Annotated in this window: 15 protein-coding genes; 2 read left to right on the top strand and 13 right to left on the bottom strand. The window is 63.7% G+C overall.

Annotated features, from left to right (window positions below):
- Positions 1-38: 38 nt before the first annotated feature.
- From K3152_RS00535 to K3152_RS00490, 10 genes are all read right to left on the bottom strand, one after another.
- On the bottom strand, positions 39-1040 hold the full coding sequence (locus tag K3152_RS00535; RefSeq protein ID WP_221572164.1) for an alpha/beta fold hydrolase: 1002 nt from the start codon (positions 1038-1040) through the stop codon (positions 39-41).
- Positions 1041-1212: 172 nt separating this feature from the next.
- Positions 1213-2220: an SO2930 family diheme c-type cytochrome gene (locus K3152_RS00530; protein WP_221572163.1), complete on the bottom strand. Its 1008-nt coding sequence runs from the start codon at positions 2218-2220 to the stop codon at positions 1213-1215.
- A complete protein-coding gene (locus tag K3152_RS00525) occupies positions 2220-3404 on the bottom strand; it encodes a parallel beta-helix domain-containing protein (protein ID WP_221572162.1) in 1185 nt (394 codons plus the stop codon). Before K3152_RS00525 ends, K3152_RS00530 begins: the two co-directional genes overlap by 1 nt.
- 57 nt (positions 3405-3461) lie before the next feature.
- Positions 3462-4982, bottom strand: coding sequence for a tetratricopeptide repeat protein (locus K3152_RS00520; RefSeq protein ID WP_221572161.1), 1521 nt, complete (start codon positions 4980-4982; stop codon positions 3462-3464).
- A 62-nt stretch (positions 4983-5044) separates the two neighbouring features.
- Entirely contained in the window at positions 5045-5386 is a 342-nt protein-coding gene (locus K3152_RS00515; RefSeq protein ID WP_221572160.1) for a hypothetical protein, read from the bottom strand.
- Positions 5386-6906: an NAD(P)(+) transhydrogenase (Re/Si-specific) subunit beta gene (locus tag K3152_RS00510; protein WP_247713092.1), complete on the bottom strand. Its 1521-nt coding sequence runs from the start codon at positions 6904-6906 to the stop codon at positions 5386-5388. Before K3152_RS00510 ends, K3152_RS00515 begins: the two co-directional genes overlap by 1 nt.
- On the bottom strand, positions 6906-7190 hold the full coding sequence (locus tag K3152_RS00505; RefSeq protein ID WP_006833497.1) for an NAD(P) transhydrogenase subunit alpha part 2: 285 nt from the start codon (positions 7188-7190) through the stop codon (positions 6906-6908). The genes K3152_RS00510 and K3152_RS00505 overlap by 1 nt, the downstream gene beginning before the upstream one ends.
- Positions 7190-7609 (bottom strand): endonuclease domain-containing protein, encoded by a 420-nt coding sequence (locus K3152_RS00500; RefSeq protein WP_221572159.1) that lies wholly within the window; start codon positions 7607-7609, stop codon positions 7190-7192. The genes K3152_RS00505 and K3152_RS00500 overlap by 1 nt, the downstream gene beginning before the upstream one ends.
- Positions 7610-7680: 71 nt before the next feature.
- The gene (locus tag K3152_RS00495; RefSeq protein ID WP_221572158.1) at positions 7681-8802 is read right to left on the bottom strand and encodes an NAD(P) transhydrogenase subunit alpha; all 1122 of its coding nucleotides are present in this window, start codon (positions 8800-8802) and stop codon (positions 7681-7683) included.
- A gap of 13 nt (positions 8803-8815) precedes the next feature.
- Complete coding sequence (locus tag K3152_RS00490) at positions 8816-8941, bottom strand: aa3-type cytochrome c oxidase subunit IV (protein WP_221572157.1); 126 nt, start codon at positions 8939-8941, stop codon at positions 8816-8818.
- Between the two features lie 207 nt (positions 8942-9148).
- Here K3152_RS00490 and K3152_RS00485 point away from each other — a divergent pair, with 207 nt between their 5' ends.
- Together K3152_RS00485 and K3152_RS00480 are read left to right on the top strand one after the other, a co-directional pair.
- Positions 9149-10564 (top strand): sigma-54-dependent transcriptional regulator, encoded by a 1416-nt coding sequence (locus K3152_RS00485; RefSeq protein ID WP_221572156.1) that lies wholly within the window; start codon positions 9149-9151, stop codon positions 10562-10564.
- Positions 10565-10583: 19 nt separating this feature from the next.
- Positions 10584-11366 carry an SDR family NAD(P)-dependent oxidoreductase gene (locus K3152_RS00480; RefSeq protein ID WP_221572155.1) on the top strand — a complete coding sequence of 261 codons (783 nt, stop codon included), beginning with the start codon at positions 10584-10586 and terminating at the stop codon, positions 11364-11366.
- On the opposite strand, the gene folP is transcribed toward K3152_RS00480, so the two are convergent.
- From folP to K3152_RS00465, 3 genes are all read right to left on the bottom strand, one after another.
- Complete coding sequence (folP, locus tag K3152_RS00475) at positions 11363-12472, bottom strand: dihydropteroate synthase (protein WP_221572154.1); 1110 nt, start codon at positions 12470-12472, stop codon at positions 11363-11365. The genes K3152_RS00480 and folP overlap by 4 nt on opposite strands.
- Positions 12473-12579: 107 nt before the next feature.
- Positions 12580-13524 carry a hypothetical protein gene (locus K3152_RS00470; protein ID WP_221572153.1) on the bottom strand — a complete coding sequence of 315 codons (945 nt, stop codon included), beginning with the start codon at positions 13522-13524 and terminating at the stop codon, positions 12580-12582.
- Between the two features lie 46 nt (positions 13525-13570).
- A complete protein-coding gene (locus K3152_RS00465; protein WP_282098327.1) occupies positions 13571-14713 on the bottom strand; it encodes a site-specific DNA-methyltransferase in 1143 nt (380 codons plus the stop codon).
- Positions 14714-14939: the final 226 nt, after the last annotated feature.

The raw sequence follows: 14939 nt of genomic DNA, 5'->3' as shown, positions 1-14939 counted from the left end.
AGCGTGCTTCAGGCCGCCCCTGCGCGGCCCCCTCATGTTCAAGGGCTTAGAACGGATTCGCCCCCTGCCGGTTCCGCCACCGGCATCTCTGGCGGCAACAGCGCCTCGCCAAGCCAGATGAGGAGGCCGTTGGCGCTCAGTTCGGGCGCTTCCTCCATCGGGATATGGCCAATGCCGTCATAGGCGACCAAAGTCGCATTCGGCAGGTGCTTGGCATACCATTCGCCTGCCTCGAAGGGGATGAGGCTGTCTTCCTTGCCCCACATAACCAGCGTCGGGACCTTCACCTGCGACACATCCTCGGCAGAATAGGCCACGCGCGGAGTGGAGAAGCGCTTGCGGGTGGCGCTGCGGTTGCCGGGATAGCGGGCAAGCTCCCAATAGCGGTCCACAGCTTCATCGGTCACGATATCCTGGTTGGAGACGCTCTGCGACAGGCTCTTCTCGACGAGGCTGCGGGGGAGCAGCTGGCTCATGATGTCGCCGACCACCGGCCAGCCTGCCAGCGTGAAGGCGATGTTCCCCCCGCCCTCGCGCTCCACCGGCGCACCGCTGGCGTCGACCAGCACCAGCGCATCGAGCCGCCAGGGCTTCGCAATCGCATAAGCCATGGCGATGCCGCCGCCCATCGAATTGCCCGCGAGGGTGAAGGTGTCGATGCCGAGCTTCTCGGTCACTGCATCGATGTCCCTGCCGAAGCCTTCGGCACTGTAATCATCGTCGGGCGCGGGTCCGGTGAGGCCGTGGCCGCGCTGGTCGAAGCGGATGACGCGGTAATCCTCGGAAAGGATGTCCGCCCATTGCTGCCAGGTGTGGAGGTCGGCATTCGAGCCGTGGAGCAGCACGATGACCGGCGCATCGCGCGGGCCTTCGTCGCGCAGGTGGATTTCACGGCCCTCGCCCACATCGATGAATTGCGACGGCTCGCCGCCATATTTGGCGCGCATTTCGTCTACGTCGGTATCGGGCACGCGCAGGATGAGGAAAGCGACCACCAGCAGCGCCGCGACAATGCCCAGACCGCGCCAGACCCATTTCATTCCCCGTCTCCTTCGAGCGTCATCCTACAGGATGGAACACATGGAACACAGTCCTTCGCAAGAAAATGCGGGACCCGAAAATCCGGTGCAAAAGCGCGGAAATGTGCAGCTGTATGAGAGCAGGCGGCGTCCATGCACCCTGCCCTATCAAACTGCCGCCAAAGTAGGAAAGTCAGCTTTCGGGCAGCCCTTCAATCCACCTGCGCACGGCCTCGGTCCCTTCCTCGTCCACCGTAGCCTTGCCGAGTTCGGGCATGGCCACGCCGGGGTCGTTGCTGAGCATCCGGTGGAGAAGGATAGACTCGCCCGGCTTGCCCGGCACCACGTCATAAAGATGTGAGCCCGCCCCGCGCCCCGCCGCCACGGGCCGCTTCATGATGCCCAGAGCATGCGGGTCGTCCTGCTCCCAGCGCAGGTCCAGCCCGCTGTTCGAAGCGGTCGCGCCCGGACGGTGGCAATGCGCGCAATTCACGTCGAGATAGGCGCGCGCGGCAGCCTCGGCGCTGGCCGACTGGCGTTCTTCCCACAGGGGCATCACGCCCGCCTCCTCGTGCGAGAGGCCGAAACTCGCGTCGAGCCAACCTGCCGGGAGATTTCGCGCCTTCGGGCCGATAGGAGTTACCGCCCCGTCGAGGCCGTGGCATTCCTTGCACTGGTTCTTGTTGGGCACGCGGTAGCTGATGGCCTCGCCCTTCGGCGTGGTGAGGTCGATACGTGCGCCCGCGACCGCCAACCGCGCCTCGGTCTGCTCCTCGTTCCACAGATAGGGCAGCGCCAGCCAGCCATCGGCACGGTGCAGGAGGACACGGGTTTCGATAAGGCGGCGCCCCTCGCCGGCACCAAAGGCAAAAGTCTTGATGAGCGCGCTTCCGACCGGGAATTGCAGCAAGCCGTCCTCGCCAATGCTCGTCTCCTCGCCCAGAGGCACGTAAACGAAGCGCAGCTTCTCCGCTCCGTCCGAATAGAGCGGCGTGTTCAGCCTGTAGGGCAGCACCCGATATGCGGGCACCTGTGCCGGGCCGTCTTCGAAAAACTGGAAGTCCGACAAGAGCCGCGGCAGTTTTTCGCTGAGGACTGCTGCATCGCTGACCTGGTGCATGGGCAAAGTGGTCGCCCGCACGCCGATGGCCCCGGCGAGCGAGGCAGATGCAATCAGGAAAAGAGCCAGCCCGCGCGTCACTAGAGCCGCTCGTCCAGTTCTGCCGGAGCGCCGATTTCGCTCGCGTCGAACTCATCCACCGGCGGCTCGACCGTCAGCGGAGCGGGGCTCGCAGCGCCCAGTCCCTTGCCCTGTTCGGTGAGGTTAAGCGTCCAGCCGGGCGTGCCCTCGACCACATAGAGGCTGCCGAGGCCGTCCCACATCACCGGCGGCAGCTCGCCCCCGAAGGCCGCCTTCAGCATCTCGCCGCCTTCCAGCTGCGGGTCGTAGCCCCCACCTTCGAAAGCATTCTCGCCAATCACGATATTGCGCGCGAGCGGGTTGTAGCGCTCGTCCTCGTAGGGCTGGACATAGGCGATGACCATCACCGGAGCGGTCGGATTGCCCGAGAGGACATTGCCCTCGATCAGCACGTCCTCATTCGCCATCACCATGATACCCGTCCCGCGCCGCACGCCGGCGACGATATTGCCCGGAGGCGCGAAATTGGGCGTGTCGTTGGCAACCACGAGGTTGTTTCGCACAATCACATTGCCGCCGCCCATCACGGGCAGGTTCGGCAAGTCGAACACCAAGATGCCGCCCGTGTTGCGGGTGGCGATATTGTGCTCGACCAGCGCGTTGCGGCTGTTCTCGATTTCGATGCCTGCGACATTGGCCTCGGCGATGGAATTGCGCACGGTGATGCGGTCGGACTGGCCGACATAAATGCCCGCATCGCTCGCGCCTGTCACTTTCACCCCGTCGACCAGCACACCGGTGCTTTCGACCGGGTAGATGGCATAGGCGCCGTTCTCGGGATGCGGGCCGCGAGTCCAAGTGACGCGCAGGCGGTGGTAGACGATATTGTCCGCGCCCTTGGACTTGATCCCGTCGCCCTTGGGGTTCTCGACCGCGAAATCGCGCAAGGTGACATTGTCGGAAGTGACCAGCAGCCCCTCGCCCGCGCCCGCCTGACTGGTGAAGTCGAGCACAGTGCCGTCCATGCCCTCCCCGCGCAGGGTGACATTGTCGACATCGAGGCTGAGTCCATCGGTGAGGTCATAGCGCCCCGCCGACAGCACGATTTCATCGCCCGGCTCGGCAAGGATGAGCGCTTCCTGCAACCGCTCCTGCGCGCCGTCGCCCGGCGTGATGGTGTGAACCTCTGCGGCCAGCGGGCTGCCGCTCGCAAGCAGGGCGGCGAATATGGCAATGCGCTTCATGAGTCTCTCCCTCTCAGAACCGCCATAGTGCCAAGAGGATGAACGAAAGCAAGACGCCTAGTCGGGCCGCGCCATTTCCAGCCCCTGCAGCGACAGGCGGCGACCGGGCGCGAGCGCCAGCGCCTTGTCGAAGGCCGCGGCTGCCTCTTCCTTGCGCCCGCGCAGCATCAATTCGAGGCCGAGCATCTCATAGCTCGGCATGGTCATCGGCGGCGGGCCGAAGACTTCGGGCAAGGCGGCCTCGGCAGCGCCCGCGGCCTCGAGCATGGTAAGCGCTTCGGCCTCGCGCCCTTCGGCCAGCGCCACCAGCGCCTCGCCCTGCGCAATCTGGCGAGTGGTCCAGGGCATGGTGTAGGTGTTGAGCTCGTCCTCTTTGGCAAGCGCGGCCTCCATCGCGGCGGCGATGGTCTTCATGTCGGCGAGCGCAGCCCTTGCCGCTGCTGCATCGCGGCGCCCGGCAAGGAGGCGCGCTGTCGCCATGTCGAATTGCGGCGAGAGGAAGCTGTCACCATCAATCGGCAACGCCTCGGGCCAGTCGTCGGTCAGAACGCCCTGCCACAGCGCCATGGTGGTGTAGCTGGACGCTGCGCCATAGCCCAGCTTGCGGTCAGAACCCGCCTCGATGGCGGCAAGCGCCTGCGCCCGGCAGCGCGAGACCCGCTCGCTCGCATCCTTGCCCTGCTGGAGCAGCGAATAGACCAGCCATTCGTTGTAATGCCCGCAATCGGAAGCATCACGGGCGCGCTCTGCCCGCTGGCGGTCGACCACCGCATCGGCGAGGATATTGGCGCGCTCCGAAGCCTCCCAATCGCCCAGCGCGTGGAAGATATGGCTGACCATGTGCTGCGCATGGCCCGCATCGGGCGCGACGACGGCATAGCGCTCCGCCATGCGTGCGCCGAGCGGGGCGTGGACCGGGTCGTCATAGGAATGGATGAGGTAATGCAGGATGCCGGGATGCATCTCGTGCGTGCTGAAACCGGGTTCGAGCAGGCCTGCCGCCTTCATGTAGAGCGGCACCTGCCTGCCGCCATGCGAGGTTCCGAGCATGGCGAGACCGGTGAAGGCCCGCGCGTCGATATCCGCGGGGTCGCTTTCGTGCAGCGCCTGCATCTTGTCGAGGTAAAGGAAATCGCGCTCTTCCTTGGTGCCTTCGCCATAGAGCGTTTCGACCGCATCGAGCCACATGGCCTCGCGCGGGGTGCGGGCCTTGGCGCGGCGTGCTTTTGGTGTAGGCCCGAGGCGGGCGAGGACTTCGAGCGCTTTATCGCGGTCCTGCTGTTCCCACAGCGGATGGTTGTAGGTCATCGCCTCGCCCCAATAGGCCATGACAAAATCCGGGTCGGCGAGGCGCGCCTGCTCGAAAGCCTCGGCGGCGCGGCCGTATTCGAAATTGTGCAGCAGCGCGAGGCCGCGCAGGAAGGGCTCGGCGGCAGCGGCATTCGCGCTCACTTCCATGACCATGTACTCGGCGCCGACCTTGCCCGCCGCCTCGCTTGCCGCGTGGCCCTCTCCGTCGTGCGCGTGCGCCGCCGTGGCCAGAGCGAGTGCCAAAGGTGCGATGAGCCGGATGTTCATAATGTCCCTCCCTGTGGAGGCGGCATCATGCCCTTTCACCGCGCAATTGGGAAGGTGCGGCCCTAGCGTGCCGTGAAGGAGCAGATGGCGGCAGAGGTGCCGACCACCTCGATAAGCTCGGCATCCTCGACTGTGCGGATGCGTTCGAGGAATTCGACCGTGCTGGCGGGCAGCCCCGCCTCGCGCTCGCGTGTCCCGAGGCGTTCGAGCTCGCGCAATTGCGAGATGGTGAGCCGTTCGGAGAGGCGCGTGCCCATGCATTGGGCGACCGGCTGCGGCACGCCGCGCTCCACCAGCGCGGTCTCGATACGGCCCGCGGTGACCCGCTCGAACCCGCCGAAATAGCCCCATACGCCGAGGCCGACGATGGCCAGCAGCGCGATTACGATAATGGCCTTGCGCATCAATCGAGCGCCTTCACGATTTCCTCGACCATCTTCTTGGCATCGCTGAGCAGCATCATGGTCTGGTCCATGTAGAAGACGTCGTTGTCGACGCCCGCATAGCCCACGCCGCCCATGCTGCGCTTGATGAAGAACACCTGCTTGGCCTTGTCCACGTCGAACACGGGCATGCCGTAGATGGGCGAGGACTTGTCGGTCTTGGCCGCCGGGTTCACCACATCGTTCGCGCCAATGATGAAAGCGACATCGGCCTGCGCGAACTCGGAGTTGATGTCCTCCAGCTCGAAGACGTTCTCGTACGGCACCTGCGCTTCGGCGAGGAGCACGTTCATGTGCCCCGGCATGCGTCCGGCGACGGGGTGGATGGCGTATTTCACCTCCACGCCCTTTTCTTCCAGCATATCGGCCATCTCGCGAAGCGCGTGCTGCGCCTGCGCCACCGCCATGCCGTAGCCGGGGATGATGATGACCTTTTCCGCCTGTTCGAGCATGAAGGCCGCATCGGCCGCGCTGCCCTGCTTGTAAGGGCGCTGCTCCTTGGCCTCGCCGCCGCCCGCGCCGCTGTCGTCCGCGCCGAAACCGCCCGCGATCACGGAGATGAAGCTGCGATTCATCGCGCGGCACATGATGTAGCTCAGGATTGCGCCCGAAGAGCCCACCAGCGCGCCGGTGATGATCATCGCCGTATTGCCGAGCGTGAAGCCCATCGCGGCGGCTGCCCAGCCCGAATAGCTGTTCAGCATCGAGACCACGACCGGCATGTCCGCCCCGCCGATGGGGATGATGAGCAGGAAGCCGATCACGAAGGCGAGCACCGTCAGCGCGATGATCAGCGGCATGGTCTCGGATGGCCCGGCCATGGCGAACAGCGCGGTCAGCACGATGATTGCCGCCAGCGTGCCGAGATTTATGACATGGCGCGCGGGCAGGAGGATGGGCGAACCGCTCATGCGTCCCGACAGCTTGGCAAATGCGATGACGGATCCGGAGAAGGTGATCGCACCGATGGCGATACCGAGACCCATCTCGACCTTGGAAACCGCGCCAATGCTGTCGCCCACGAGCAGGCCGAAAGCCCCCGGATTGAGATAGGCGGCCCAGCCCACCAGCACGGCGGCGAGGCCAACCAGCGAGTGGAAGGCGGCGACCAGTTCGGGCATGGCAGTCATGGCGATGCGACGGGCGATCGTGATGCCGATGATCGCGCCGATGGCAATGGCTACGAGGATTTCGCCGAGACTGGCGAAGTCGGGACCGACATAGCTGTTCGCCACATCGCCGACCTTTTGCGGCATATGCGTCACCAGCGTCGTCACCACGGCAATCAGCATGCCGATCATGCCGAAGCGGTTGCCCGTCCGGCTCGTCGCGGGCGAGGACAGGCCGCGCAGCGCGAGGATGAAGAACACGCCCGACACGAGATAGGCGAGCGCCACCCAAGGGTTCACTGCCTCGCCGGTAGAAGCATGGGCGGGTGCCGCCAGCACGGCGAAAGGCGCAGCAAGGAGAAGGCGACGCATCACTTCTTCTCCTTCTTCTTGTACATCGCCAGCATTCGCGCCGTCACCGCAAACCCGCCGAATATGTTTACGCTGGCGAGTACGATACCGAGCAGGCCCAGCCATTTCGCCCCCGGCACATCCGCCGCCGCCGCCGCAATCAGCGCACCAACGATGATCACGGATGAAATCGCATTGGTCACCGCCATCAGCGGCGTGTGCAGCGCTGGCGTGACCGACCAGACCACGTAATAGCCGACGAAACACGCCAGCACGAAGATCGACAGGATCGAAATGAAGTCCATTATTCCATTACTCCAGAATCTCCCCCGCTGGGGGAGGTGGCAGCCGCGACAGCGGCTGCCGGAGGGGGCTGGTTCGCGCAAAGTCTCGCAAGTCCATCGGCAACATCTGCCGGGTCGTGCAGAATGTCCTTCGCAGCTATGCGAAAGATGGCGACGCCTTGGGATGCAAGCCACGCGTCACGCTTCAGATCACGACGGGGGTTGTCGCCCATATCGTGAGATATGCCGTCCACTTCGATGGCTGTACGAGACGCCGCACAGTAGAAATCGACGACCATGCTGCCGATCGGGTGATGGTTGCGAAACTTCACCCCGTGGGGACGCTGGCGAAGCTGGTTCCAGAGCAGGCCTTCGGGCAGAGACATTTCGCGGCGCTGCTTGCGCGCCGAGGTGAGCGATCGGATGGTGTGGTTTTCCATGCCTCGCCCCCTCCGTCAGCGCTTTGCGCTGCCACCTCCCCCAGAGGGGGAGTATCCTGTGCCGCTTTCGTTCAACCGGCCAGCCTCTCAGTAACGACCTTCCCGCCTTGCGTCAGCCGTACGGCATCGCCGATTTCCTCATCAAGGACCGGCTTCCCGGCCTCCTTGTCCCAGAAGGCCGAGAGGAAATTGTAAAGATTGCGCGCGAACAGCGCCGAGGCATCCGCAGCCAGATGCCCTGCGGTGTTCGAATAGCCGACGACTTTCACGCCGTGCTTCTCGACCGTCTGGTCGGGCTGCGAGCCCTCCACATTCCCGCCCTGCGCCACGGCGAGGTCGAAAATCACGCTGCCCGGCTTCATCGTGGCGATCTGCGCGTCCGAGATCAGCTTCGGCGCGGGGCGTCCCGGGATCAGCGCGGTGGTGATGACGATGTCCTGCTTGGCGATGTGCGAACTGACCAGTTCGGCCTGCGCCTTCTGGTATTCCTCACTCATCTCGGTGGCATAGCCGCCCGATCCTTCGCCCTCGATGCCCGCGACGTCCTCGACGAACACCGGCTTCGCGCCGAGCGACTGGATTTGCTCCTTGGTCGCCGAGCGCACATCGGTCGCGCTCACCTGCGCTCCCAGCCGCTTGGCCGTCGCAATCGCCTGAAGCCCTGCGACGCCCACGCCCATCACGAAGACCTTGGCCGCCTGCACCGTGCCGGCAGCGGTCATCATCATCGGGAAGGCGCGGCCGTATTCGTTGGCGGCGGTCAGCACCGCCTTGTAGCCCGCCAAGTTCGACTGGCTGGAAAGCACATCCATGCTCTGCGCTCGCGTGATGCGCGGCATGAATTCCATCGAAAGCGCTTCGAAACCGCCCTTGGCATAGGCCTCGACCGTCTCGCCATTGCGGAACGGATCGAACATCGCCGCGACCCATGCGCCCGGCTTTGCACCGGCCAGCGCCATGACGTCGGGCGCCTGCACGCCGAGCACGATGTCGGCCCCCTCGACCGCTTTCGGCCCTGGGACGACTTGAGCGCCTGCTTCCGAATAAGCCCCGTCGGGAATCGAGGCGGTGAGACCCGCCCCTTCCTCGACCGCGACCGTGGCACCCAGCGCGGCGAATTTCTTCACCGTCTCGGGCGTGATGGCGACCCGGCTTTCACCGGGCGCGCGCTCCTTCAGCACCGCGATCCGCATGGGCACCTGTGGATTAGCTGGAAATCAGCAGGACGACGACGGCGGTGATGACTGCCAAGAGGGGCACAACCCACTTCAGCATCGAGATGAAGCTGCCGTAGGTCTTCTCGTGAGCCTTGCGGTCGTTGGCGGAGTCCATGTGCGTATTACCCTCAAGTTGGAAAGTCTGTTGGGGCGAGGGTCTATAATGCACTTGTCCCGGCGGCAAGGGGCATGGCGGCGCAAGTCCCCACCGCGCCGCGCCCGCCATGGCTGCTTAATCGCAAGTTTACCCCTTTACCCTAAGGTCCCGCCCAAGATGCGCGTGCCATTTCCCGGCAGGCTGCGCGATGGGGAGTGAGTGGTCATGGCAAGTGAAGACAGCCGTCTCCTGCTGCTGGTGGACGACGAGCCTGCGCAGGCGCGGGCCATTTCCACTATCGCCCAGCGCGAAGGCTGGCGCACGGCCGCCGTTGTCGATTGCGAGGCCGCGCTCGAAAAGCTCGGCTCGGAAGAGGGCGCGGACATTGCCACCGTCCTGTTCGATACCAGGCTGACCGGCGACAAGACATGCGACTTCATCCGCAAGGTAAAGGCTGCGCGGCCCGAATGCGTCGTACTGATGCTCACCGCCAGCGGCGCGCCGCTGCTTGCCGTCGAGGCGATGCGCGCGGGCGCAAGCGACTATCTGGTCAAACCGGTCGTGCCCGAACGGCTCGCCAATGCGCTCCAGGGCACCTCGGGCGTGACCGAAATCCGCGACGAATTGCAGCCCCTGTCGGAAAAACTCTCCCCCATCCTCGAATTCGACGCGATGGTGGGCACCGACACGCAGTTCCGCACCGCGCTGGCCAAGGCCGCCACCGCCGCACGCGGGCATGGCCATGTGCTGGTCGAGGGCGAAAGCGGGACCGGCAAGGAAATGCTGATGCAGGCCATCCAGCATTCTTCCAGCCGTTCCAAAGCACCTTTCCGCCTCGTCAATTGCGAGGGCCAGCCGCACAATACGCTGGAATCCATGCTCTTCGGCCACGAGAAAGGCGCTTTTGCGGGTGCATTCGACCGGCAGGAAGGCGCGCTTGCCCATTGCGACACCGGCACGCTGTTGCTCGACGGGGCCGACACCCTGCCCCGCGACATCCAGGACCGCCTCGCCGAGGTGCTCGACAGTGCGATAGTGCGCCCCACCGGCGCGGCGCATGGCTTCAAGATCGACGTGCGCATCATCGCCGCCTGCGATCGCCCGCTGCAATACCTCGTCGAGGATGGCGAATTCTCCGCGGCGCTTTACGAGAAACTGTCCGCGACGCGCATCGTCATGCCCCCCTTGCGCGAGCGGGCGGGCGATATCCCCGGACTTACCCGCTATTTCCTCGCCAAGATCGGCGAGATCGAGGGCATGGCGCACCATTCCATCGCCGACAGCGGCTTGTCGCTGCTCGAAGCCTACGACTGGCCGGGCAATGTCCGCCAGCTGCAGAACGTGCTGTTCCGCGCCTGCGTCCACGAGAAGCGCGAGGCGCTGACCGCGCACAGCTTCCCGCATTTGAACGAACTGCTCGGCGATGCCGACCGCGGCGAGAGCCGCGCGCGCGGGCTTGGCGTGCTGCTCTACCAGGACGACGGCAACATCCGCCCGCTGGAAGACATCGAGGCCGACATCATCCGCCTCGCCATCGGCCATTATCGCGGCAAGATGACCGAAGTCGCCCGCCGCCTCGGCATCGGGCGCTCGACGCTCTATCGCAAGCTGCACGAGCTCGGCATCGACAATGCGGCGTGAGCGGCCTACCCCTCGGGGTATGGCAAAGCTCGACAATCTGCTCTGCGTGGTAACCGGCGGTGCGCGCGGCATCGGCAAGGCCGTGTGCAAGGCCTTCGCCGAAGAAGGCGCGCGCGTCGTACTGACCGATATCGACGAGGCGGAGGGGCGAAGTGCCGCGGGTGAACTCGGCTGCGAGTGGCACAAGCTCGACGTGGCGAGCGAGGCGGACTGGGATGCACTCGCGCAAGCCTTCCCGGCCATCGACGTGATGGTGAACAACGCCGGCATCACCGGCTTCGAAGATGGTCCCGGCCCGCACGATCCCGAACATGCCAGCCTCGAGGAATGGCACCGCGTCCACGCGGTTAACACCGATGGCTGCTTTCTCGGCTGCCGCTATGCCCTGCGTGCAATGCGGGCAAAGGGCACCGGCTCGATCATCAACATGTCCTCGCGTTCAGGCATCGTCGGCATTCCCGGCGCAGCAGCCTATGCAGCGAGCAAGGCGGCGATCCGCAACCACACCAAGTCGGTGGCGCTTTACGCGGCCCAGCAGGGCTGGCGGATCCGCTGCAATTCCATCCATCCTGCCGCGGTGCTCACGCCGATGTGGGAAACGCTTCTCGGCAATGGCCCGGACCTCGAAGAGCGCAAGGCCGCGATGGTCAAGGACACCCCCCTGAAGCGCTTCGGCACGGTCGAGGAAGTGGCCGCGCTCTGCGTCTATCTCGCCGGGCCGGACAGCGGCTACATGACCGGTTCGGAGCTCACGCTCGACGGCGGTCTGCTGGCGGGAAGTGCTGCCTCGCCGGGGGATTAACCCGGCAAATCCGCAAAATCGGTCAGCGCCGCGTCGCGCAGGCCCCGCCAGACGTTGCGCGCCTGGACGGTGTCGCGGACATCGTGGACACGGTGGAGTTGCACGCCTGCATCCATGCCCTTCGTGGTCAGCGCGATGCTGCCGCCGAGGCGCGCGTCGGCCTCTGCTTCGTTCGACATGGCGCCAATCATGCGCTTGCGGCTGACACCCAGCAACAGCGGGTGGCCGAGCGCGTGGAACAGCGGCAGCGCGTTCATGAGCGCGAGATTGTCGGCAAGGCTCTTGCCGAAGCCGATGCCGGGGTCGAGCAGGATGCGGCTGGCGGCAATGCCCGCTTCCAGCGCGGCATCGCGGCGGGCGCGCAATTCGTCGAAGACGTCGAAGACCACACTGGCGTAGTCCCCGCCCTCGTGCAGGTCGGCGCCGCTGCCGGGTGCGTGCATCAGCACCACCGGGCAGCTTGCAGCCGCCACGACCTCGGCGCTGCGCATGTCGTGGGTGAGGCCCGACACATCGTTGATGAGGCTCGCCCCAGCGGCCAGCGCCGCCTCCATCACCGCCGCCTTGCGCGTGTCGACGCTGACTGCCGCGCCCATCGCGGCGCAGGCCTCGATAGCAGGCACGACGCGCTCGATTTCGTCCCCTTCCCACACCGGCTTTGCGCCCGGCCGCGTGCTCTCGCCGCCGACATCGATGATGCTCGCCCCTGCCTCGACCATCGTTGCAGCATGCTCGCGCGCGGCGGAGATATCGGTGTTGGAGCCGCCGTCGCTGAAGCTGTCGGGCGTCATGTTGAGAATGCCCATCACCTGCGGCTGGTCGAGCCTGATGGTCCGGCTGCCCAGCTCCAGCGCCGGATGCGCGAGGGTGAGGTTGGCCCACTGCTGTTCGGCCTCAGCGCCCACCTCGTCGGGCAGGCCGCCAAGCACCTCGGCCATGGTATCGGGCGAGGCCAGCCACCGCTCGGCAATCTTGCCGTCACGGCGCAGGACCACGGCAAAGCGGCTGGCATAGACCATGCCTCCGGCGAGGCGAATGGCATTGCCATGCTCGGACTGCGGACCGGGGACGAGGCCGATGGGGCGGATGTAGATGCTGTCAGTCATGGTTGGACTGCCCTAGCGCATTGCTGGCGGGATGGAATACCGCATGGTTCGCAACTCAATCGTCATGCTCAAAAGCCAGTTTGGAAACAACGCCAAGCTTTCTTGTGTCAGAGGTCAGCGAGGCGGGTGTCTCGATGCAATTCGATCCAATCGTTTATTTCGAATGGTTCATGCGGATAGCAAATAGAAGTGTCTGAAGAAATATTTGTATTTCCGAAAACGTCTACTGCCGTTAACTCAACATCTAAGGTCAAAAGTGCTCGATTTTCAACGGATACATTCTCGAATTCTAATAAACTGATATCTCCGGGAATGATGAATCTAATTTCTTGAGAACTTTCAGCTGGAATGTCTGCTTCACTAACAACATCTATTTGTTCATTGTATTGGAAATTTGTTACGTGCTTAGGATCAACATTTGCATTGATGAAGCAAATCTCACCCTTTGCTCGCACACTTTTGGCAGGAGATTGCCCACTATTTTTGATCAAGCATTTTACAACAGCCTGACCATTCGGCGAAAAACCGAGGTGGGCCGAAATCAAATGCAGATAGCACCTTACTTGTGCCTCACCGATCATTTGCGTTTTCGTAACTGCTGCACGGGCAGCCTTGGTCGACAGTCGTGCTTGCTTAGCCATGGCGCTCGTATCGACCGCCATTCTTCGAGTTTCGAGAAGTGTTCCCCGAACATAGAACAACGCCCAAATCGTCGCACCCAACGTCAACATGCCAAGAACTGACAGCACTAAAGTGAAAAACGCCATCTGCTGCTGCGCAACAAGGTCTTGTTCCGACCTACTAGTTTCACCAGCAGCTTCTAAGACCTCAAGCACGCATTCGACATGTGCACTTCGCTTGCGATTCTGACATTTAGCTGTCGCAATCTCGGATGCTTCTACAAGATGTTGATGAGTCTGGTAAGTTCTCACAGAGTTTATCGATCCGGCGTGGAAAGCGAGTGCTCCCACAACAAGATACAAAGAGACCAACCCAATTGAGAAAAAATTGCTTGAGACCCAATTACGGCCCTTGCCGTCGACGCTACTCATTAATTGGGACCACCGAGATTACCGAAGTTCTTTTTAACACCTACACTCAATCCTCCACCGCCAGCAGGTACAACTGCCGAGCGGCGTCGATAGGCTTCACATCCCCATCAACCTCGTAGTGCCAGAACGTCCAGCCGTTGCAGCTGGGCGCGCCTTGTAGTTCCTTGCCGAGGCCGTGAATGCTGCCTGTCTGCTTGCCATGCGCCAGCGAGCCGTCCGCGCGCACCGTTGCGACCCAGCGGCGTTTCTTGTCGAACACCTCGGTGCCGGGCTTGATGAAGCCGTTCTCGACCAGCGCGCCGAAGGCTACCTTGGGGGCGCTGCGGCCGGCCTGCATGGTGGTGAGCGCGCTTTCGTCGAGCGGAAGTTCCTTCTCGATCCGCTTCAGAGCAGCGTCGCGATACACATTCTCGCGCTCGCAGCCGATCCATGATCTCCCCAAGCGCTTGGCGACAGCGCCGGTGGTGCCGGTTCCGAAGAAAGGGTCGAGCACCACGTCGCCGCGCTCGGTCGTCGAGAGCAGCACGCGGTAGAGCAGCGCCTCGGGCTTCTGCGTCGGGTGGACCTTGTGGCCGCCCTCTTTCAAACGCTCCGCCCCGTTGCAGATCGGCAGGACCCAGTCGCTGCGCATCTGAAGCTCGTCGTTCAAAGTCTTCATCGCGCGGTAGTTGAAGTGGTACTTCGCCTTCTCACCCTGCGAACACCACAGCAGCGTCTCATGCGCATTCGTGAAGCGGGTGCCGCGGAAATTGGGCATGGGGTTGGACTTGCGCCAGACGATATCGTTGAGGATCCAGAAGCCCAGATCCTGCAGGATCGCGCCGACGCGGTAGATGTTGTGATAGCTGCCGATGACCCACAGCGCGCCGTCGGGCTTGAGGATGCGCTTGGCTTCGATCAGCCAGTCACGGGTGAAGGTGTCGTAGGCCGAGAAGGTGTCGAACTTGTCCCAATCGTCGGTCACGGCATCGACGTGGCTGCCGTCGGGCCGGTTCAAATCGCCGCCAAGCTGAAGGTTGTAGGGCGGGTCCGCAAAGACGAGGTCGATGCTGGCCGAGGGGATTGACCGCATGGCTTCGATGCAGTCGCCATCGAGGATTTGCCCCAGCGGGAGCTCGACCGAAAGCTGCTTCGGCTTGGTTTTCGCGGCCTTGGTGGCGCGGGTCTTCGTGGTCTCCAGGACCGCCATATCATTACCCCTGTCCGTAGTTATCCACAGGGTGAGTCCAAAGGGACTCCCAGTCAAGACAGTTATTTAGGCGCTACCTCTCAAGATATTGTTAACCATGGGAGAACGAAACGAGTCCCCCACCAGATATTGAGTCCGGGACGCGCGGACAGACTCCAGATGGTGGGGTGTGGCAGGAAGGACTCAACTCGTTTTCGCATTGCTCACGCGCCTGTGATAATGTTCG

It is taken from the genome of Qipengyuania polymorpha, from assembly GCF_019711435.1.
In the GTDB taxonomy this organism is placed as follows: domain Bacteria; phylum Pseudomonadota; class Alphaproteobacteria; order Sphingomonadales; family Sphingomonadaceae; genus Qipengyuania; species Qipengyuania polymorpha.
Note: the sequence above shows the minus strand (reverse complement) of the source record. Positions and strands in the feature narration are given on the sequence as shown.